19 protein-coding genes are annotated in these 20,246 nt (G+C 38.1%); 6 read left to right on the top strand and 13 right to left on the bottom strand.

Annotation, left to right across the window (positions count from 1 at the left end):
* Positions 1–2: 2 nt before the first annotated feature.
* The 6 genes from rplD to rpsL form a co-directional block, all read right to left on the bottom strand.
* Positions 3–632, bottom strand: a complete 630-nt coding sequence (rplD, locus tag KG732_RS05900) for a 50S ribosomal protein L4 (protein WP_213521534.1) — start codon at positions 630–632, stop codon at positions 3–5.
* Positions 632–1,249: a 50S ribosomal protein L3 gene (gene rplC, locus KG732_RS05895; protein WP_213521533.1), complete on the bottom strand. Its 618-nt coding sequence runs from the start codon at positions 1,247–1,249 to the stop codon at positions 632–634. Before rplC ends, rplD begins: the two co-directional genes overlap by 1 nt.
* Positions 1,250–1,340: 91 nt before the next feature.
* Entirely contained in the window at positions 1,341–1,646 is a 306-nt protein-coding gene (rpsJ, locus tag KG732_RS05890) for a 30S ribosomal protein S10 (protein ID WP_008992279.1), read from the bottom strand.
* Positions 1,647–1,657: 11 nt separating this feature from the next.
* Positions 1,658–3,799, bottom strand: a complete 2,142-nt coding sequence (gene fusA, locus KG732_RS05885; protein ID WP_213521532.1) for an elongation factor G — start codon at positions 3,797–3,799, stop codon at positions 1,658–1,660.
* 2 nt (positions 3,800–3,801) lie between these two features.
* Positions 3,802–4,278: a 30S ribosomal protein S7 gene (gene rpsG / locus KG732_RS05880; RefSeq protein ID WP_213521531.1), complete on the bottom strand. Its 477-nt coding sequence runs from the start codon at positions 4,276–4,278 to the stop codon at positions 3,802–3,804.
* A 68-nt stretch (positions 4,279–4,346) separates the two neighbouring features.
* Entirely contained in the window at positions 4,347–4,721 is a 375-nt protein-coding gene (gene rpsL, locus KG732_RS05875; protein ID WP_006795815.1) for a 30S ribosomal protein S12, read from the bottom strand.
* Between the two features lie 172 nt (positions 4,722–4,893).
* Between rpsL and KG732_RS13155 the strand changes: the two genes are divergently transcribed.
* From KG732_RS13155 to rlmB, 5 genes are all read left to right on the top strand, one after another.
* Complete coding sequence (locus tag KG732_RS13155; protein ID WP_213521530.1) at positions 4,894–6,537, top strand: BamA/TamA family outer membrane protein; 1,644 nt, start codon at positions 4,894–4,896, stop codon at positions 6,535–6,537.
* Between the two features lie 117 nt (positions 6,538–6,654).
* A complete protein-coding gene (locus KG732_RS05865; protein ID WP_213521529.1) occupies positions 6,655–9,711 on the top strand; it encodes a SusC/RagA family TonB-linked outer membrane protein in 3,057 nt (1,018 codons plus the stop codon).
* A gap of 12 nt (positions 9,712–9,723) precedes the next feature.
* Positions 9,724–11,187 carry a RagB/SusD family nutrient uptake outer membrane protein gene (locus tag KG732_RS05860; protein WP_213521528.1) on the top strand — a complete coding sequence of 488 codons (1,464 nt, stop codon included), beginning with the start codon at positions 9,724–9,726 and terminating at the stop codon, positions 11,185–11,187.
* A 20-nt stretch (positions 11,188–11,207) separates the two neighbouring features.
* Complete coding sequence (locus tag KG732_RS05855) at positions 11,208–11,936, top strand: hypothetical protein (protein WP_213521527.1); 729 nt, start codon at positions 11,208–11,210, stop codon at positions 11,934–11,936.
* A gap of 90 nt (positions 11,937–12,026) precedes the next feature.
* The gene (gene rlmB / locus KG732_RS05850; RefSeq protein ID WP_213521526.1) at positions 12,027–12,761 is read left to right on the top strand and encodes a 23S rRNA (guanosine(2251)-2'-O)-methyltransferase RlmB; all 735 of its coding nucleotides are present in this window, start codon (positions 12,027–12,029) and stop codon (positions 12,759–12,761) included.
* Between the two features lie 5 nt (positions 12,762–12,766).
* On the opposite strand, the gene KG732_RS05845 is transcribed toward rlmB, so the two are convergent.
* Positions 12,767–13,444 carry a rhomboid family intramembrane serine protease gene (locus tag KG732_RS05845; RefSeq protein ID WP_300980340.1) on the bottom strand — a complete coding sequence of 226 codons (678 nt, stop codon included), beginning with the start codon at positions 13,442–13,444 and terminating at the stop codon, positions 12,767–12,769.
* Between the two features lie 117 nt (positions 13,445–13,561).
* On the opposite strand from KG732_RS05845, the gene KG732_RS05840 reads away from it, so the two are divergent.
* Entirely contained in the window at positions 13,562–14,854 is a 1,293-nt protein-coding gene (locus KG732_RS05840; protein ID WP_213521525.1) for a replication-associated recombination protein A, read from the top strand.
* Here the strand turns inward: KG732_RS05840 and KG732_RS05835 are convergent.
* The 6 genes from KG732_RS05835 to KG732_RS05810 form a co-directional block, all read right to left on the bottom strand.
* Positions 14,836–15,534 (bottom strand): YjjG family noncanonical pyrimidine nucleotidase, encoded by a 699-nt coding sequence (locus KG732_RS05835; protein ID WP_213521524.1) that lies wholly within the window; start codon positions 15,532–15,534, stop codon positions 14,836–14,838. The two genes, KG732_RS05840 and KG732_RS05835, sit on opposite strands and share 19 nt — an antisense overlap.
* Positions 15,518–16,831: a hypothetical protein gene (locus KG732_RS05830; RefSeq protein WP_300980338.1), complete on the bottom strand. Its 1,314-nt coding sequence runs from the start codon at positions 16,829–16,831 to the stop codon at positions 15,518–15,520. The genes KG732_RS05835 and KG732_RS05830 overlap by 17 nt, the downstream gene beginning before the upstream one ends.
* Complete coding sequence (radC, locus tag KG732_RS05825) at positions 16,828–17,529, bottom strand: DNA repair protein RadC (RefSeq protein ID WP_213521523.1); 702 nt, start codon at positions 17,527–17,529, stop codon at positions 16,828–16,830. The genes KG732_RS05830 and radC overlap by 4 nt, the downstream gene beginning before the upstream one ends.
* A gap of 60 nt (positions 17,530–17,589) precedes the next feature.
* Positions 17,590–18,351 carry a peroxide stress protein YaaA gene (gene yaaA / locus KG732_RS05820; RefSeq protein WP_213521522.1) on the bottom strand — a complete coding sequence of 254 codons (762 nt, stop codon included), beginning with the start codon at positions 18,349–18,351 and terminating at the stop codon, positions 17,590–17,592.
* A gap of 210 nt (positions 18,352–18,561) precedes the next feature.
* Entirely contained in the window at positions 18,562–19,602 is a 1,041-nt protein-coding gene (locus tag KG732_RS05815; protein ID WP_213521521.1) for an RluA family pseudouridine synthase, read from the bottom strand.
* The gene (locus tag KG732_RS05810; RefSeq protein ID WP_213521520.1) at positions 19,595–20,179 is read right to left on the bottom strand and encodes a PASTA domain-containing protein; all 585 of its coding nucleotides are present in this window, start codon (positions 20,177–20,179) and stop codon (positions 19,595–19,597) included. Before KG732_RS05810 ends, KG732_RS05815 begins: the two co-directional genes overlap by 8 nt.
* Positions 20,180–20,246: the final 67 nt, after the last annotated feature.

Below are 20,246 nucleotides of genomic sequence, written 5' to 3'. Positions count from 1 at the left end.
ACTTATTTACTTAAAGTTTCTTGAATACCTTCTAGAGAACCTTCTAAAAGTATTAGATTTGTAGCGTTTAAAATCTTGTAAGTGCTTAATTCTGAGTTGGTTATAACATCAGAGCCCTTCAAATTTCGCGAAGACAAATATACATTATTATTTGATCCACCCAACACAAATAGAGATTTTTTATTATTTAGTCCTAAACCTTCTAATACTTCAATAAAATCCTTTGTTCTCGGCGCATCAAAATTGAAGTTCTCCACTACTCTAAGAGCGCCTTCTGCCATCTTCTGGCTTAACGCACTTCTACGTGCTAATCTCTTCTGACCCTTATTCAATTTGAATGAATAACTGCGCGGTACTGGACCAAATATACGACCACCACCTCTAAAAATAGGAGACTTGATAGAACCCGCACGAGCGGTACCCGTTCCTTTTTGTTTCTTGATCTTACGAGTACTTCCAGTAATTTCCGCACGTTGCTTGGCTTTATGCGTACCTTGACGTTGATTTGCCAAATACTGCTTTACATCTAAATAAATAGCATGCTCACTAGGCTCGATACCGTAAATATCATCAGATAACTCAACCTGACGGCCAGTTTCTTTTCCTTTTAAATCTAATACTACTATCTTCATTATTTCTGTACGATTACATAAGAGTTTTTATGACCAGGTATACAACCCTTCACCACTAAAAGATTCTTTTCAGAAACTACTTTTAATACTCTTAAATTTTGAACTTTTACTTTTTCGTTACCCATCTGACCAGCCATGCGCATTCCTTTAAAAACGCGAGCAGGATAAGATGCCGCACCGATAGAACCAGGAGCTCTTAAACGGTTGTGTTGACCGTGTGTCGCTTGTCCAACTCCACCAAAACCGTGACGCTTCACAACACCCTGAAAACCTTTACCTTTTGACGTTCCCGCCACATCGACAAATTCACCTTCTGTGAACATATCTACAGTGATCAAATCACCCAAATGGTACTCCTTATCAAAACGTTTGAATTCAGCAACTTTTCTCTTGACACCAGTTCCAGCTTTTTTAAAGTGCCCTTGAGCAGCTTTAGAAGCATTCTTGTCTGATTTGTCATCGAAACCTAATTGCAACGCAGAATATCCATCTACCTCTTCAGTTCTGACTTGGGTAACCACGCAAGGACCTGCCTCTATGATCGTACATGGCATGTTCTTGCCATTTTCGTCATAAATACTAGTCATTCCGATTTTTCTTCCTATTAACCCAGACATATTTATATAATTAATTGTTATTTAAACTTTTTAAAAAATACCGCTTTCGCGAAAGCGCTACTTATCAATTTTTTTTGCTTCAATAAGATGATTACACCTTGATCTCTACTTCTACTCCACTAGGAAGTTCTAGCTTCATAAGCGCATCAATAGTCTTTGATGAAGAACTATAAATGTCAAGAAGCCTCTTGTAGGAGCTTAATTGAAACTGCTCACGTGATTTCTTATTTACGTGAGGGGATCTTAATACTGTAAATATTTTTTTATGTGTTGGAAGTGGAATTGGTCCAGTGACAACAGCACCTGTACTTTTTACAGTTTTAACGATTTTTTCAGCAGATTTATCTACCAGATTATAATCGTAAGACTTGAGTTTAATTCTGATTTTTTGACTCATCGTTTGAAATATTAATTATTACCTTTTGTTGCTTTGATTACTTCTTCACTAATATTAGAAGGAGTTTCAGCATAATGTGAAAATGACATTGTAGATGTTGCACGACCTGACGAAAGTGTACGTAACGTAGTTACATAACCAAACATCTCAGACAACGGCACATCAGCTTTAACCACCTTAGCGCCATTACGGTCACTCATATCATTCACTTGACCACGACGACGGTTCAGGTCACCAACGATATCACCCATATTTTCTTCTGGAGTAATTACCTCAAGTTTCATAATAGGCTCAAGAATTACAGCACCTGCAGACTTTGCAGAAGCTTTATAACCCATTTTAGCAGCAAGTTCAAATGATAATGCATCAGAATCCACAGCGTGGAACGATCCATCAGTCAATGTTACTCTCATACTATCCATCTCAAACCCAGCAAGAGGACCTGCCTTCATTGATTCTCTAAAACCTTTTTCAATGGCAGGGATAAACTCCTTAGGAACATTACCACCTTTGATCTTGTTTATAAATTGAAGACCTTCAACTATTTTTCCGTCTTCATTAGGTTGAGCCGGTTCAATAGTAAATACAATATCTCCAAATTTTCCACGACCACCAGATTGCTTTTTATACGTTTCTCTGTGATCAGCAGATCTTGTAATCGCTTCTTTATACTCCACTTGTGGAGCACCTTGGTTAAGCTCTACCTTAAACTCGCGACGCATACGGTCAACGATAATATCTAAGTGCAACTCACCCATTCCAGAAATGATCGTTTGACCTGAAGCCTCATCAGTTCTTACTTGGAACGTAGGATCTTCTTCGGCAAGTTTTGCTAAAGCCATACCCATTTTATCTACATCTGCCTTAGTTTTTGGTTCTACTGCAATACCTATAACTGGGTCTGGAAAGTCCATTGATTCCAAAACAATAGGGTGTTTTTCATCAGTCATGGTATCACCCGTCTTGATATCCTTAAATCCTACTGCTGCTCCTATATCACCTGCTTCGATAAAATCGATCGCATTTTGTTTATTAGAATGCATTTGATAAATACGAGAAATACGTTCCTTTTTACCTGAACGGTTGTTAAGGATATAAGAACCTGCATCTAGACGTCCAGAATAAGCACGGAAAAAAGCCAAACGACCAACAAAAGGATCGGTAGCAATTTTAAATGCAAGAGCAGCAAAAGGCTCTTTAACATCTGGCTTTCTTAACTCTTTCTTTTCAGTATCAGGATTCACACCCCAAATACCTTCTTTGTCTGTAGGAGCCGGTAAATAACGACACACCGCATCTAATAGAAACTGAACCCCTTTATTTTTAAATGCAGAACCACAAATCATCGGAATAATAGACATATCCATTACGGCAGCACGAAGAGCAGCATGCACTTCATCTTCCGTAATAGAGTCTTCATCCTCCATATATTTCTCTAGCAAGTTCTCATCGTATGCAGCTACCTCTTCGATAAGCATTCCACGATATTTTCTTGCTTCTTCTTTCAAATCTTCAGGTATAGCGATCACATCAAATGTCGCTCCCTGAGTATCATCATGCCATACAATAGCACGATTCTTAACGAGGTCAATGATGCCTTTGAACTCCTCTTCATCACCAATGTTTAAAACGATTGGCACTGCATTGGATTTCAACATATCCTTTACTTGCTGACATACAGCGAGAAAGTTAGACCCTTGACGGTCCATTTTATTTACAAAACCTATACGTGGCACTTTATAGTTATCAGCAAGTCTCCAGTTAGTTTCTGACTGTGGCTCAACACCATCAACCGCACTAAACAAAAACACTAACCCGTCTAACACACGTAACGATCTATTCACCTCTACTGTAAAGTCAACGTGACCAGGAGTGTCGATGATATTAAAATGATAGTCATTGGTATCCGGCAAAGGTTCTGCATTTTCCATAGGGAATTTCCACGTACAAGTGGTAGCAGCAGAAGTAATGGTAATACCACGTTCTTGCTCTTGCTCCATCCAGTCCATAGTAGCTGCTCCATCGTGCACCTCACCTATCTTATGGCTTACTCCTGTATAAAAAAGAATACGCTCTGTCGTAGTGGTTTTACCGGCATCAATATGCGCGGCAATACCAATATTTCTTGTGTATTTTAAATCTCTTTGTGCCATTTTTAGAATCTAAAGTGTGAAAATGCTTTATTTGCTTCAGCCATCTTGTGCGTATCCACTTTTTTCTTTACAGCAGCACCCTCTTCCTTAGCCGCGGCTAAAATTTCAGAAGCCAATCGCACAGAAAAAGATTTTTCATTACGTTTACGAGAGTAACTAATCAACCACTTCATAGCCGTAGAAATTTTTCTATCTGGTCTAATTTGCATTGGAATTTGAAAAGTCGCACCACCTACTCGGCGGGAACGTACCTCTACGTGTGGCATAACGTTAGATAACGCATCTTTCCACACTTCTAGAGCAGTCTTTTCTTCATCTTGATTTTTTTCTTCTACGATATCCATGGCATCATAGAAAAGTTTAAAAGCTGTTGACTTTTTTCCGTGTAACATCATCATGTTAACAAAACGGGTCACTAGCTGGTCTTTAAAGCGTGGATCCGGAAGGATAGGACGCTTCTTGGCCTGTCTTTTTCTCATTTCTTCTTGTTGAAATTGTTAATTAAAAAAATACGAACAGCGTTTGTTCTTACTTTTTAAAATTTAGTTTACTTCTTAGGGCGTTTTGCACCGTACTTAGATCTTCGTTGTGTCCGGCCTGCAACACCTGCGGTGTCCAGTGCTCCTCGCACAATGTGGTATCTAACTCCCGGTAAATCCTTTACCCTTCCACCTCTAACCAATACTATCGAGTGCTCTTGTAGATTGTGTCCTTCTCCTGGAATGTAGGCATTTACTTCCTTACCATTGGTAAGTCTAACACGAGCTACCTTTCTCATTGCTGAGTTAGGTTTCTTTGGTGTTGTGGTGTAAACACGAGTACATACTCCACGACGTTGAGGACATGAATCTAAAGCAGCCGATTTACTCTTCTTGGTTATTTTGGCTCTTCCTTTACGTACTAATTGTGAAATCGTTGGCATATTGTTTTACGCTAATAAATTAATCCCTTTTTTAAGGGTCGGCAAAGGTATGAATAAATTTGACTTATTCAAACCTCAGTCTCAAATATTTAGTATATCTTTTTTTTAAGTACAAGAAATGAGCAATTTTATTCGTTTATTCATAGGTTTAAGCCTTAATAACAAAACTAAAGTGAAACATACTTGCGTCCTTATTATATACATGCTATTCTTTAATAACGTAAAGAGTCAAACCAACCGCCTACAAATAGCTTTTAAAAAAACAGCGACTAGTTCCATAGATTCTTTGGTGCTCCTTACTTCAAACGACAACAATAACCATTATACCGACAGCATCAAGGCATCCCTTTTGAAACAAGGATACCTCAACCTTCTTATAACGAAGCGCCATGAAATCAATGACAGCTTGCAGCAAGTACACCTAATAAGTAACCGGAAATATTCACATATTGAAATTAAAAAAGATACCCTACTAGGGTTGTATCCCACTGTAGCGTTATCGCTTTCGCGAAAGCGAAACGTTATTCCAATAAGCGAAATAGAAGGTTATTTATCTCAACTTCATAATCGCATCAAAGAAGAAGGCTATCCGTTTACAAAAATTCAACTAACTCATTTTAAATTCAAACAAAATGACACGTTAGAAGCATTATTAACCATCACTCAAAAAAAGAAAAGGTTCTTAAATCGCATTGCAGTTAGAGGATATGAACAGTTTCCAACCAATACTTTACAACACTTTATCAAAAAAAAGAACATTTACAATGACAAAACGATCGCAAGACTAGAAAAAAGCATTAAAAACATGCCCTTTGTAAAAAAAACAAGAGAGTCGGAAGTATTGTTCAAACAAGACAGTACAACAGTGTTTATTTACTTAGAGAAAATAAAAACAAATAGTATGGATGGCTTAATAGGCTTTAATAATTCAAACAATGGAACACTAGAATTAAATGGATATGCCCATCTGCAACTTCAAAATAACCTAAACCGAGCTGAAACCTTTCTTCTAGAATACAGAAACGACAATGGAGATCAAACACAATTTTCCACCAGTATAGACCTACCTTATTTATGGAACACCTCCTTGGGAGTTAACTCTAGGCTTCAAATACAAAGGCGTGATAGCACATACCAAAGAACCTTTATAAGCGCAGGACTATTTTACAAACCTAATTGGAGCAGCACATTAGGACTCCATTACATGAGCACCACCTCTACCGCAACTGGACAAGAAGCCAATGCAGCGGATTTTTCAAAAAATGGTATAGAACTGAGAGCAGGAATTAAAAAGCAAACTACCGACCTATTGATGCCTGAAAACATAATGTTTACAACGCATATTGGAATAAACGAGAGGAGTATAGGAAATGACATTGAAAGTCAATGGAGCATACACGCCACCTTTTTAAAATTATGGAATCTGAATTACAGAAGTAACTTTGTAGGAACATTAACCAGCAACTACTTAAATTCCAATAATATCCAATTCAACGAACTTTTCCAGTTTGGTGGTCTAGAGAGTATTAGAGGATTTAACCAAAACAGCATAGACAGCTCGTTCTACACCACACTGGCAACTGAGTATAGATACCGTTTAAATGATCAATTATACCTGCACAGCATATTAGATATGGGTATTTTTGAGAATTTTAACAGTAAAAAGATGGATAAACTATACAGCTTTGGCGGTGGAATAGCAATTTTAACAGAAGCTGGTATTTTAAATTTAAGCATCGCAAACGGCCGTTTTGAAGATGCTAAAGTGTCTCTATCCAGCACAATAGCTCACATTAACCTAAAAATAAACTTCTAGAATGTTAGCTTACTGTTAAGCTTATTTAAACAAATAGTGTAAATAGAGTCCATAAAAGTTGTTTTATTAACTTCTTTTTTTGATTTTTGGCATTGGCTAATTCAAATAAATCTAAACATGAAAACAAAATTAAATGGAATTTTAACGCTTTTACTAGCGTTAGTTGTGCAAGTAGCTTTTGCGCAGCAAACCGTTACCGGTAAGGTAACTGATTCAGAAGGTGGTCTCTTTGGGGCTGTCGTCTCTGTAAAAGGAGGAAGTGCTAATACCACGACCGACTTTGATGGAAATTACTCGATCCAAGCTAATCCAGAAGACACATTAGTATTTACTTATTCTGGTTACGACCAAGTAATGATCCTAGTGGGTAATCAAACTGTTATAAATACGGTAATGAAAACTTCTCTAGATCAAGTGGTCGTTATCGGGTATAGAACTACAACCGCTGTAAAAAGTAGTGTAGCCTCTAGTGTGGTAACTGACAAAACGATTAAGAATAGACCAAATGCAAACATTTTGCAAACTCTATCTGGTCAAGTAGCTGGTTTGAATATCAATACCACAAGTGGACAGCCAGGAGGTGACTCTACTATCAACTTAAGAGGTATTGGTACTATCAACGGGAATGGAGAACCATTGTTTATTATTGATGGTGCTTTTGTAGATGAAGACAACTTTCGTAGTTTAAATCCACAAGACATAAAGACAGTTAGTGTTCTTAGAGATGCTGCGGCAACCGCAATTTACGGAAACCGTGGTGCAAATGGAGTAGTTGTGATTGAAACTAGTCAAGGAAATTTTGACTCTCCATTAGAAGTTTCATTTAACTCGTTAACTACGTTTACTACATTACAAGACAACGACTACGGAATGATGAATTCTCAGCAACTACTTACTCTTGAAAGAGAAAGAGGCGTTGGTTTTGGTGGTGGTGTTTATCAAGGTACAGGTACTGCTTTAACAGATGCTGAGATTGCTAATGCTCCTTCAAATGACTGGAGAGAAGATTTCTTTAGAACTGGAGTAACTCAAAACAATACCGTAAGTCTTTCTTCTGGTGGTAAAAACTCACGACAGTTCACCTCTTTTGGTTATTTTGATCAAGAAGGTATCCTAGTGCAGTCAAGACTAAAGAGGTTCAACTTAAGAACGAATGTTTCTGGACGTACCGATAATGATAAATTTAACTATAAGTTGAATTTAACTGCTAACTATTCTGATAGTCAGGAACCAAATAGTATTGGATCTGGAGCGATCAACAGGAATTACGTATTAGCAGGATTTTCAGGTGTGCCATGGTTAACTCCTAACAATTATACCAATGGAGCAGCTTTATTAAGTCCTTTACTTTTTGCTAATACTCCTTTATTCCTTTTAGACCGTCTACAGACGTATAATAGAAAAGTAGAAGAGATAAAAGTAGTAGGAAGTTTAAACCTTAACTATAAGATCACTGATGATATTTCCTTAAACAGTACCTCAGGTATTGATTATCAGAACGCAGTATTAACTCGCGCTGAGGGTTCAAACTCTTTTAATGCTTTATTATTTGGTGGTGGTGCAAATCCTACTGCAGGTTTTCAACAAGGATCTACAGTTAGAGAATTCACATTCAACCAAACAACTTCTTTGAACTACAATAAAGTATTTGCTGAAAAACACAGTTTAAACGTAGGTGTATATACAGAATATTTTAAAGCGCATCTAAGAGGTTTTAACTATTTCGCAAATGGACTTGATGCTAGGACTTTCGCCTTTGGTGATGGTTCAGGTTTTGTAAGTGACCAACCTACCAATGATTTCTTTGTAGATACTATAGGTGCTGATAACAACAACTCTGGTTTATTCTCCTACTTTGGTAGTTTAGATTACAGTTATGACGACAAATACGGAATCTCTGGAACGGTTAGGCGTGATGCCTCATCAAGATTTGAAGGAGATAACAAATGGGGTTCTTTTTACGCCGTTTCTGCTTTCTGGAACATTCATAAAGAAAATTTCTTCGGTGAAGATTCGGATATCAATTTCTTGAAGTTAAGAGCTTCTTATGGTGAAGTGGGTAACCAATACGTAAACCTTGGGAACAACTTTGGCATTTTCGGCCCTAGTGCACAATTCACAGATTTAGGTCTTTTTAGAGATACCTTTGGTACAGGATCTGGTTATGCTGGACTTCAAACTGTTGGTGTATCTAACTTTGGTCTTAGCGGACTAAGATGGGAAACAACCAAAGAATTTAACGTAGGTTTGGATTTTGAAGCCTTTGAATCTAGATTAAGAGGAAGTTTAGATATGTACTATAGAGATACCACTGACTTGTTTACTAGCACAAACATATCAGCTGTAGCTGGAACTAATGGTTACACACTTCCAGGAAACTTTGGAATAATGACAAATAAAGGAATCGACTTATCTGTTAACTATGATGTAATAAGAAAAACAGAAAAAGGTGGATTTGCTTTAACAGTAGGTGCTGTTGCAAACGTTAATAAAAACATCATTAGAGATTTAAACACTGACGATTCCAATTCTATTATTGGTACCGGTAGAGAAGGTAACAGAGTATTTGAATACTATACGATCAGATACGCGGGTGTGAACCCAGCAAACGGTAATCTTTTATTCTTAGATGCTAATGGTGACTTAACTGAAAGCCCTAACCCGGACACTGACCGTGTGTGGTTAAATAAAGATTTGTTCCCAGAATTCACTGGAAGTTTTACTGTGAATATGGAATACAAGAATTTCTATTTAAATACGCAATGGAACTTTGCTACTGGACTGGATCGTTTTGACAATGACTTGGCAAACGTACAGGACCCAACTAGTTTAGGTCAGTTTAACGTTTCTACAGACTTGTTGGATGCATGGACACCTGACAACAGAAATACCGCAATACCATCATTGGACGCTACAAATATCAACACTTTTGCAAGTACCAGATATTTACAGTCTGCTGATTATTTAAATTTGAGATTTGTAACTTTAGGTTATAACTTTGACCAAGATGTTCTTTCTAAATTAGGGGTAAGTAGGTTAAATGTTTTCTTAAATGCAGAAAACATTCTTACTTTTTCAAAGTGGAGAGGATATGACCCATTAGCACAAACAAACGGATCAAGAGGATTCCCTACGCCAGTACAGTTCTCTATAGGTCTTGAATTAGGAATTTAATAAAAAAAAATAATGATGAAAAATATTAAAATAGTTTTTGGTTTAGCATTGGCCAGCTTAGTTTTTAGCTGTGAGGATGCAACTGATATTAGACAACCTGGTGTACTTGATGCATCTTCGGCTATACAGTCGGTAGATGACATGGAAGACGCCCTAATAAACGCCTATACAGGCATGTTTGTTACTGCAGAAATGCACTTTACTTCAGTTTTTACTGATGAAATAAGAATTGGATATGATAGTGGTGGACAAGGTCAATCATTATATCGATTTAACCTTGCCTCTAATAACTCTGGTCCTTCTAACGTATGGAGAAACAATTATTCAAGCATCAGAAGAGCCAATTTAGTGATTGAAGCTGCAAATAGTGTTGACGCAACTGGAGATGAAGCTAGAAGAGATAATATTGTTGGTCAAGCTCACGCAATAAGAGCATGGCAGCACCTTCAACTAGCAAGTCTTTATATAGTTGATATGTCAGATGACGCATCTTTAGGTGTGCCTGTTGTAGATTTTGTAACGGGAACTGATTATACAGCTCTTAGAAGCACTACTGGTGATACTTTTTCCTTAATCTATAACGACTTGGATACAGCAGTATCGTTGATTTCTGCAAATTCAGGTACTATATTTTTTAGTAAAGACGCTGCTAGAGCATTAAAAGCTCGAGCTGCTGCATATCGTGAAGATTATGCTACCGCTGCTCCAATAGCTCAATCATTAGCTAATAGCTACCCACTTGCTGGGACAGTAGCCTATGAAAACGTATTTAGAGATACGGACAATTCTGAAGTGATCATGAAGTTAGAAAGAACGATCAATGATGCTTTTGATGGACAAGGCAATACTGGTGATTCCTCCAACGGTGGATGGGCTGGAGCCAAATACGCCTTTACTGGACCTGGTGTTACTGGATCTCCTTATTACGAAGTGGCTACCGCATTGTACAATGCATTTGACGCAAATGATGTAAGAAGAGGAGTGAATGCGGAAGCTTACGAACCATTGCCTGCGGCAGGACGTAATGTGTACACCGTCAACAAATACAGAGGTTCACAAGGTAGACCTCTTATGAATGATCACAAGATATTGAGATCTTCTGAGATGGTTCTTATTCTTGCAGAAGCAAGAGCTCAGGCTAATGATCCAGCTGGTGCAGCAGGATTTGTTGATCAAATAAGAGATGCTCGTTTTGGTTCAGATCAAACGGCACCTTCTTACGGAAGTCAATCTGAGGCTTTTGGTGGAATTCTTGATGAAAGAAGATTAGAGTTTGCTTTTGAAGGTCATCGATATAAAGACCTTAGAAGGTTAGGAGCTAAAGGAAATAGAACCGTTGATAGAGATGCAGGAGACTGTACTCCATTCGGAGCTTGTACCATTGCTATCAATGATGATAGATTTACATGGCCATTGCCACTAGCGGAATTTAACGGAAACCCAGCGTTGAGAGCTCAACAAAATCCTGGATATTAATAAATTTAATACGTATTAAAATGAAAAAAATATTTATAACATTTAGCATAGTTGCATCAATCCTATTTACTAGTTGTGAGTATGATGCAGTTGTGTACGAAGGAACAGCTGTAGGTTTGAATGAAAGCTCTGCACAAGTTTCTGTTCCAGATACTGGATCTTCCGAAACATTTGCTGTGACTATAACGTCACCATCTAGTGAGGCAAGAACTTTTGGACTACAATATGTAGGAGATGCTCCTGCAGCAGGTGGTGTTACTTTAGGTAGCATCAACGTACCTGCCAATTCTTATGAAGGGACTGCAACTGTAGACTTTGATTTTAATGCTATCAACCTAGCAGATGGTGAAACTGACAGCTTTTCTATTAAAGCAACAAGTGAAACTACTGATGTGTTTGGTACTGTATTAGAAATCGAATACTTCAAAGCAGTGGTTTGTAACGATGCTACATTTACTATCAATACGGATTTGTGGGCTGATGAAACTGGTTTTTCCATTACTGACGATGCAACAGGAAACGTGGTTTACACGATGCCTGCATTGGCTAGAGGGGTGCAAACTTTCACAGCTGATGTTTTCTTAGCTGACGGATGTTATACTGCTACAATTACTGACTCTTATGGAGATGGCCAAGTAGACGGTACGGTAACTGGAAACTATGAAATCACTTGTTCTATATTGACATTTGCCTCAGGTGGTGGTAGCTTTGGAGCTTCTCAAAGTAGATCATTCTGTGTGAATCAATAATTATTGATTTCTCACAAAAATTTAAAACCCAAGCTTAGGCTTGGGTTTTTTTTTGCGCTAAACTCAACTAATTACACCTACATTTGCAACATGGAAAAGACTACATACATTTACGGGATCAGAGCAATCATTGAAGCCATAGAAAGCGATAAAGAAATTTCTAAAATCTACCTTCTTAAAGAAGCTGACGGGGTTTTAATGCACCAACTTCAAAACACCGCACGTAAAAATAACATTGCCGTTTCTTATGTTCCTAGTGAAAAACTAGACCATATTGCCAAAGGAGGGAATCACCAAGGAGCTGCAGCGAGTATATCTCCTGTAGATTTTCATGATCTAGAAAGCATTCTTGAAAATACCGATCTAGAAACGAATCCGCTTTTCTTGTTACTTGACGGAATAACAGATGTACGTAACTTTGGTGCTATTATACGAACTGCTGAGTGCACAGGTGTAAAAGCCATTATTGTATCCGAAAAAGGAAGTGCCCCTGTAAATGCGGCAACAATCAAAACAAGTGCTGGTGCCGTTTTTAACATGCCTATTTGTAAGGTAAACCACATCAAAGATGCTGTTTTTCTTTTACAAGCCTATGGAATACAAACCGCTGGAGCTAGTGAAAAAGCTACACAGTTGTTGTACGATATCGATTTAAACATTCCCCTTGCTCTTGTAATGGGTAGTGAAGACCGAGGTATCAACCCTTCTACTTTGAAAACGCTCGACCACATAGTGAAACTTCCTATGCAAGGTGATATTGCTTCTCTTAATGTATCGGTTGCTTGTGGAGCTATGCTTTATGAAGTCGTACGACAAAAGTTGTAGCGCACCTACTCCTCTTCATCTATAGATTCAATAAAGTTACCATTCTCGTCAAAATGACGCATAAATGGATCTTCCTCTTCTTTATACTGCTCACTTTCCCAAACATACTTTCTCTTTTCAGGAAGCTTATTGCGAGTGACTATAGCGAGAAACAAACCTGCAATGGCACCACTTAAATGACCCTCCCAAGAAATACCTTCTTTAATGGGCAAGACATACCAAATCAAACTACCGTAAAAGAAAGCTACTAAAAAACTTAAGGAGAGTAATTTATAATGACCTGTAAACACCCCTTTAAAAAACAAAAAGGCCGTCAACATATACACCACCCCACTGGCTCCTATATGGTAAGAAGGCCTTCCTAAAAACCAAGTGAAAACTCCAGTTAACAACATTCCTCCCACCAATACCCATAAACTCACTCTTCTATAAAAAAAGCTAAGTGCCATAATAAGAATAAAACAAGGAAGCGAATTACTCCATAAATGATTTAATCCAGAATGTATAAAAGGACTAAAAAAGACTCCTTGTAGACCAGAAAATTGCTGGGGACGTATCCCATTGTCCGTAAATCTAAAGTGAAATTTCACTTCTAGCCAGTACACCAGCCACATTACAAAGACAAAGATCACCGCCGGCACAACGGTAAACCCATCAAACTTAAAATATTCTGAATCTTTCATTAGTAAGTAGGTATCAAATAATAAGCCACTACAAATAAACGAAATCCTGTCATGACATCAGTGCAAATGACAGGAACTTAAATTGGACCTAAGAAAAAGAACCTTTAATTTAGCCCTATGCAATACACACCACTAGCAGAACGCATCCGACCTACTAATCTCGATGAGTATTTGAGCCAACAACATCTTGTAGGCGACAAAGGTAGCTTGAGACAACATATTCTAAATGGTACCACTCCATCCCTGATCTTGTGGGGCCCACCAGGAACTGGAAAAACAACTCTTGCTAACATTATTGCCCAACAGAGCAAACGCCCTTTCTACTCCCTTAGTGCGATCAACAGCGGTGTCAAAGACATACGTGAGGTGATCGAGAAAGCAAAGAATTCAGGAGGCCTATTTACAGCAAAGAATCCGATATTGTTTATTGATGAGATCCATAGGTTCAGTAAATCGCAACAAGATTCCCTTTTGGGGGCTGTAGAAAAAGGCTGGGTAACTCTCATAGGCGCCACGACAGAGAATCCAAGTTTTGAGGTTATCCCGGCACTTTTATCTCGTTGTCAGGTATATGTATTAGACGCTTTCGCGAAAGCGGACTTAGAAAACTTACTGCGTAGAGCTATTGAAATGGATGAAGTCTTATCTAAAAAAGATATTGACATTCAAGAAACAGAAGCACTCATAAGAATAAGCGGTGGTGATGCACGCAAACTATTAAATGTTTTTGAACTGGTAGTGAATTCTCAAACCACCGATAAAATAATCATCACCAATAAGCTGGTATTCTCACAAGTACAGGCTAATCCGGCACGATACGATAAAACTGGAGAGCAACATTACGACATCATCAGTGCTTTTATCAAGTCCATACGAGGCAGCGATCCCAACGCCAGTGTTTACTGGCTGGCTAGAATGATTGAAGGAGGTGAGGACTTAAAATTCATAGCCCGTAGAATGTTGATATTGGCATCTGAAGATATAGGAAACGCAAATCCTACGGCTCTTGTCATGGCAAACAATACCTTTCAAGCGGTTGCTACCATTGGTTACCCCGAATCGCGTATTATTTTAAGTCAGTGCGCTATTTATCTAGCGACTTCTTTAAAAAGTAATGCGAGTTATATAGCCATAGGCAATGCACAGCGGCTCGTAAAAGAAACTGGAGACCTGTCCATACCATTAGGGCTAAGAAACGCGCCTACAAAGCTTATGCAGGAGTTGGGATATGGTGAAGAGTACAAATATGCACACGATCATCCTGGAAATTTTGCGCACTACGATTTTTTACCCGCTGAGATCAGTAAAACAATAATCTACGAACCTGGCAATAACCCTAGAGAAAATGCACAAAAGGAATTTTTACAAAAACGATGGAAAGGCCATTACGACTATGACAATAAGGGGTAGATATCCCTAAGGTGGCGCACACATATTTCATCTTCTGGAACTACCTCATCTTTTATTTGAAACCAGATCGTGGATAGCCCGATACTTTGGGCTCCTTTGATATCGGCCTCATAGCTGTCTCCTATCATCAGACTATTTGCCACTTTTGCATCAGCCATTTGCAGGGCTTTATGAAAAATTTCTGGTGCCGGTTTCTTCATTCCTGCTGCTTCGGCAGTTAAGACTACATCAAAATACTTCTCTAAGCCAGAGTTCTTGATTTTATTTTGCTGGACACCATTAAATCCATTAGTAATCAAGTGAAGTCGGTAAGTGCCATGAAGCTGATCTAACAGCTCCAAACACCCCTCAAAAAGGTGGTTGTATTTGGGGAGGTACTCCATATATAAATCTGCAAAGAGATGGATTTTCTCGTCTTCTACAGCATAATTACAAGTGTCAAAAGCAGTTTTTAACCTTTGATATCGCAAGTTTTCCTTAGAAATCTTATTCTCCCTAAACATGCGCCAAAACTGCAAATTCAATGGTTCATAAATTTCAATGAACTTATCCAGCTCTAAAGTGAGTTGATGCTCTTCAAATATCTGTTTATAGGCCAACTTACTATTCAGATCAAAATCCCAAAGGGTGTGATCTAAATCAAAAAAGATGTGTTCTATATTGTTAAACTTCTTTGTCATATATATATTCTAAGATGGTAGTCGCATGACTTTTTAAACCTTGCTCAAATTGAGCATAATCATACATGACTATAAAATGGCCTGACACCTCTTCTACTCTTCTTTTTAATTGTTGTACTATTTGTTTCTGACCATTGAGCATATTGCTAGAAATGCTTTTGTAATGCAAGGCATAAGAATAAATAAGCAATGGAGTTTGCACTTCATAATCCAGGTCATAAAAGTAAAATGGATGACTGGTACTTGCTCTAAAACCAGGCATGGTTTCGTAACCCATACTGTAATCTTCTAATTTTTCTAAATCTACCAGTCGTTTGTAATGTCCTGGAGTAGCAATCTTAGAGTAAGCTGCCATAGTTTTACTCAGTGGCCTATTCGATATTTGTTCAAACTTCTTCCCTTGTGCCTTCACTTCATTATCATCACAAAAAAAAGTATACCGCAACCCTATATCGACATAATCCCCTATTTCTTTTATTGCTTCTCTATACTTTATGGACCTATGACTTATACCATTATCGGTAAGGTTGTATCTTCCTAGGTGAAAGAAAAAGATCATATGTTCTGTTGCTTTAAATGTTTTCCTCCCATGTTTCCATCTAGCTCTCATGGAATGAATCAAATACTGATAATTGTTATAAGGATCCATTTTTAAACCTAAAAGAACTAAGATCTGATTCCATAAGTAGCGCACTTTAAATCGTTTGATATGGCCGTATAACATGATGGCGTTATCGATCACACCGCGTCCTTGATACTTAAAAAACGAAGATACCTCAATAGTTACGGTAGTTTTGAGCTGCAATTCCCGTTTAATGCTCGTATCAAAATTCCTGTTTAAAAGAATGAGTAATTTTCTCACCCACAGATCTACCAAGGGCATTAAAATAAACCCTCCTTTAACAGCAGTACTTTCTTTAGCACTATACCTGCCTAAGTCGTCTTTTACCTGTGGTAAATATTCTTCATATCTGGTGATTAAATAAAAGGCGGCCGAAAAAATATCAAAGGGTATGTCACTGCGCTCTGGAGCCTTGAAAAAGATTGGAAGCTCCTCCCACAAATGAAATTCAATGTCGTGATTGTCGATACCAATTTCATCGAGGAGACCATAAGACCAAATAAATAACTCCTCTCCTAATGGTTTAGGCCCATAACTAAATTTTACACCCGAATGACTAACAAACTCACTCACCGATGAGGTACATCTAAAATCATGTACCATCAACCGACGAAACACATGTTTGAAGATATACTCTTTCCTAGAAGTGATGGTAGCACAGTAAATTAAGATCATGATAGCTGTCCTTCGTCTGCAAAACTAAAATAGCTTTGTTGTGTTATAATTAAATGGTCGAGTATTTTAATATCAAGTAATTTACCTGCTGCTACTAATTTATGAGTAAGGGATTGATCTTGAACACTAGGCTGTAAAGAACCACTGGGATGATTGTGTGTTAATACCATAGCCACTGCACCTGCTTCTAGAGCCTTTTTGAATACCAGTCGAGTATCTACTAGCGTGCCGGTAATACCGCCTATGCTGATGTTCTTTTTCTCCAACACTTTGTGAGCGTTGTCTAGCAGCAAGACCCAAAACTCTTCATGAGGCAAATCTCCGATTATAGGTTGCATTATTCTAAAAGCATCGGTACTGGATGTGATTTTGGGGAGTATTGCTGGCATTTCCATAGCACGGCGTTTACCTAATTCCATTGCTGCCAGAATGCTAATGGCTTTCGCCTCTCCTATCCCTTTGTATTTCATGAGTTCCTTCAGGCTCTTTTTTCCTAAAACATCTAATGAATTTTGAGAATCGCTTATAATGATGCGACTTAACGCCACGGCACTCATTTTATGGGTACCGCTCCCTATTAAAATTGCGATTAATTCTGCTTCAGAAAGTGAAGAACTGCCTTTGTGCAAAAGCTTCTCTCTTGGCCTATCATTGAGCGACCAATCTTTAATAGAAAAATGAGCGTTTTCTTCCTTCATGCCGAAAGATAAAACTTAAACCTATGAAACGCTACACTAGTTCCAAAATTTTGTTAGGTCTTACCTTACAAAGACAGGCTCGTTTTCGTTGACCGTCTCTTGTTCTGAAAATTGGTAATCATCCTTAGCAAAGGCTTGAATCCCTTCTAAAGAATTGATTGTATTCTCAATTAAATACCTAGCCATACTACCACGGGCTTTTTTAGCAAAGAAAGAGATCACTTTAAGCTTGCCGTTTTTATAATCTTTAAAAACCGGAGTGATTAATATTCCCTCCTGATTCTTTTTATCTATTGCTTTAAAGTATTCGTTACTGGCTAAATTGACTAGTAACTCCTCTTTTTTCATCTCCTTATTTAAGGCAGGTGTAATCTTATCTTTCCAATATTCATATAGGTTTTTATTATTTCCAATAGGTAAAGATGTTCCCATTTCTAGTCGGTAAGGCTGTAACAAGTCCAGCGGCCGTAAATAACCATACATCCCCGACAGTATACGTATACTGTCTTGGGCATGATCTAAAATAGTTGTAGGTAAACTATAAGCGTCTAAGCCTGTGTAGACATCTCCTGCAAAAGCATAGATCGCAGGTCGTGCATTTTCGTTGGTAAAGTCCTTTTGAAAATTCTTGTAGCGTTGGAAATTTAAATCAGCTAGCTGATCTGAAATATGCATCAACTCCCCTACTTCCTTTTTGCTCATACGCTCTAACTTTGCATTTATTTGCGCTGCATCTTCTGCAAATAAAGGTTGTGTTCCTCTGGAGGTAGGCAATTTAGTTTCGTAATCCAATGATTTTGCTGGAGAAAGTAAGATTTTCATAGACTGTATTTTGATCGTAAAAATACTATCGAAAATCTAATCTTGCTCTCAAAATCTAGTTAAGTTGCTTATATCACTAGGAACTTTCTCGATCTTGACAAGCACCGAGATGCCTATTCGCGACGCCGGCATATGAAATTAGCATTCATAAAAACTAGGAGTAAAATTACTTGGTATTTTGCTTTCGCCTCGAGCGGTCTCAAGACCTGCTTACATATCTTTAGAATTAGTAGCATAAACACGCCACTTATCAATACATTCTACCATATCCTGTGGCACATCGCAGGTAAAACTCATCCATTCTTTAGTATGTGGATGCTCAAAGCCCAAAGTTCTAGCATGCAACGCCTGACGAGGCAGTACTTTAAAGCAATTATCTACAAATTGCTTGTATTTAGTAAAGTTAGTTCCTTTAAGAATTCTATCGCCACCATAACGCTCGTCATTAAAAAGCGTGTGACCTATATACTTCATGTGCACTCGTATCTGGTGCGTGCGCCCAGTCTCTAAGCGACAACTTATAACCGTCACATAACCTAGATCTTCCTCTACTTTATAATGAGTTATGGCAGGCTTCCCTTTATCTGCATCGTCATCTAACCATACGGTGTTTTGAAGGCGGTTTTTAGGATGGCGCCCTATGTTGCCCTCTACGGTTCCAGAAGGCTCTGTAAAATTGCCCCAAACGATGGCTATATACTCTCTCTCACTAGTTTTGGCAGCAAATTGAGCAGACAGATAGGCCATTGCTTCTTCCGTTTTGGCGACAACTAGCAAACCACTAGTATCTTTATCAATTCTATGAACGAGTCCAGGGCGATTGCTCGAGTTGTTAGGAAGGTTTTCGAAATGATGAATCAATGCATTGATTAAGGTTCCTGAATAATTTCCGTGACCAGGATGCACAACCATCCCCGCAGGTTTATTGACCACGACTAAATGGTCATCTTCATAAATTATATCTAAAGATATAGCTTCTGCTACCAATAGTGACTCGTGTGGTGGATGGTCAAAGGACACTCTGATATCATCGTGAGCTTTTACTTTGTAGTTGGATTTTACAATTTCTCCATTAACCGTGACAGCACCCTCCTTAATACCTTGCTGAACTTTAGAACGCGTAGCATTCTCAATAAAATTCATTAAATATTTATCCACACGTAGTGGATCTTGCCCACTACTTGCTACAAAATGATAATGCTCGTGTTTTTCTTGATCGTCGAGGTCTTCTTGGTCCAACTCTTTATTCATTATTTGTAGGTTGTGCTATTGCTGCTGGGTTATTACCGTCTGCTAATACTAAATCTATGGTAGATGTTTTACTCAGTTGTGACCCTGGCACCAAGGTTGCCCCTTTATAACGCATTTCTAAAACGGTGTTTTCAGCAATATTAGGCTTATAAGTGATCTGTCCAATTTTAAATCCTAATGCTTCTAAGGTAGGAATCGCTTGTCTTCTGGTTTTATAAATTAAGTTAGGTACGGTTACTTTTCCGTAACCTGATGCGTTTAATTTGATATAAATCTGTCTGTTTTCTTTTACAAATTTACCTGCTCGTGGATCTTGCTCAATCACTGTTCTAGGCTTATAAGCAGGGTTGTAGCTCGCACTATCGATGATTTTACGGCGCAAATCCAACACTTCTAACTGCTCGTCTACTTGTGTTAGCGAAAGTTTTTCTAGATTAGGGACTTTTATTTTCTGGTCGTGGTTGGTGTACCAATCCAGCCAAAATAAATAAGCAAAACATAGGGCTATAGTGACCACAGCAGCTATAACTACTTGAACCCAAAAAGTTTTAGTAAAAATGAATCTGAAGAAATTCATAGAATTAAAAGGTTTTTTTAAGGTGAAAAACTGCTGTTTTTCTTAAACCATTAATATATTCGGCAAA

Source organism: Nonlabens sp. (genome assembly GCF_018401815.1).
Classification (GTDB): Bacteria; Bacteroidota; Bacteroidia; order Flavobacteriales; family Flavobacteriaceae; genus Nonlabens.
The sequence above is the reverse complement of the archived record's forward strand: the minus strand, read 5'-3'. Positions and strand labels throughout refer to the sequence as shown.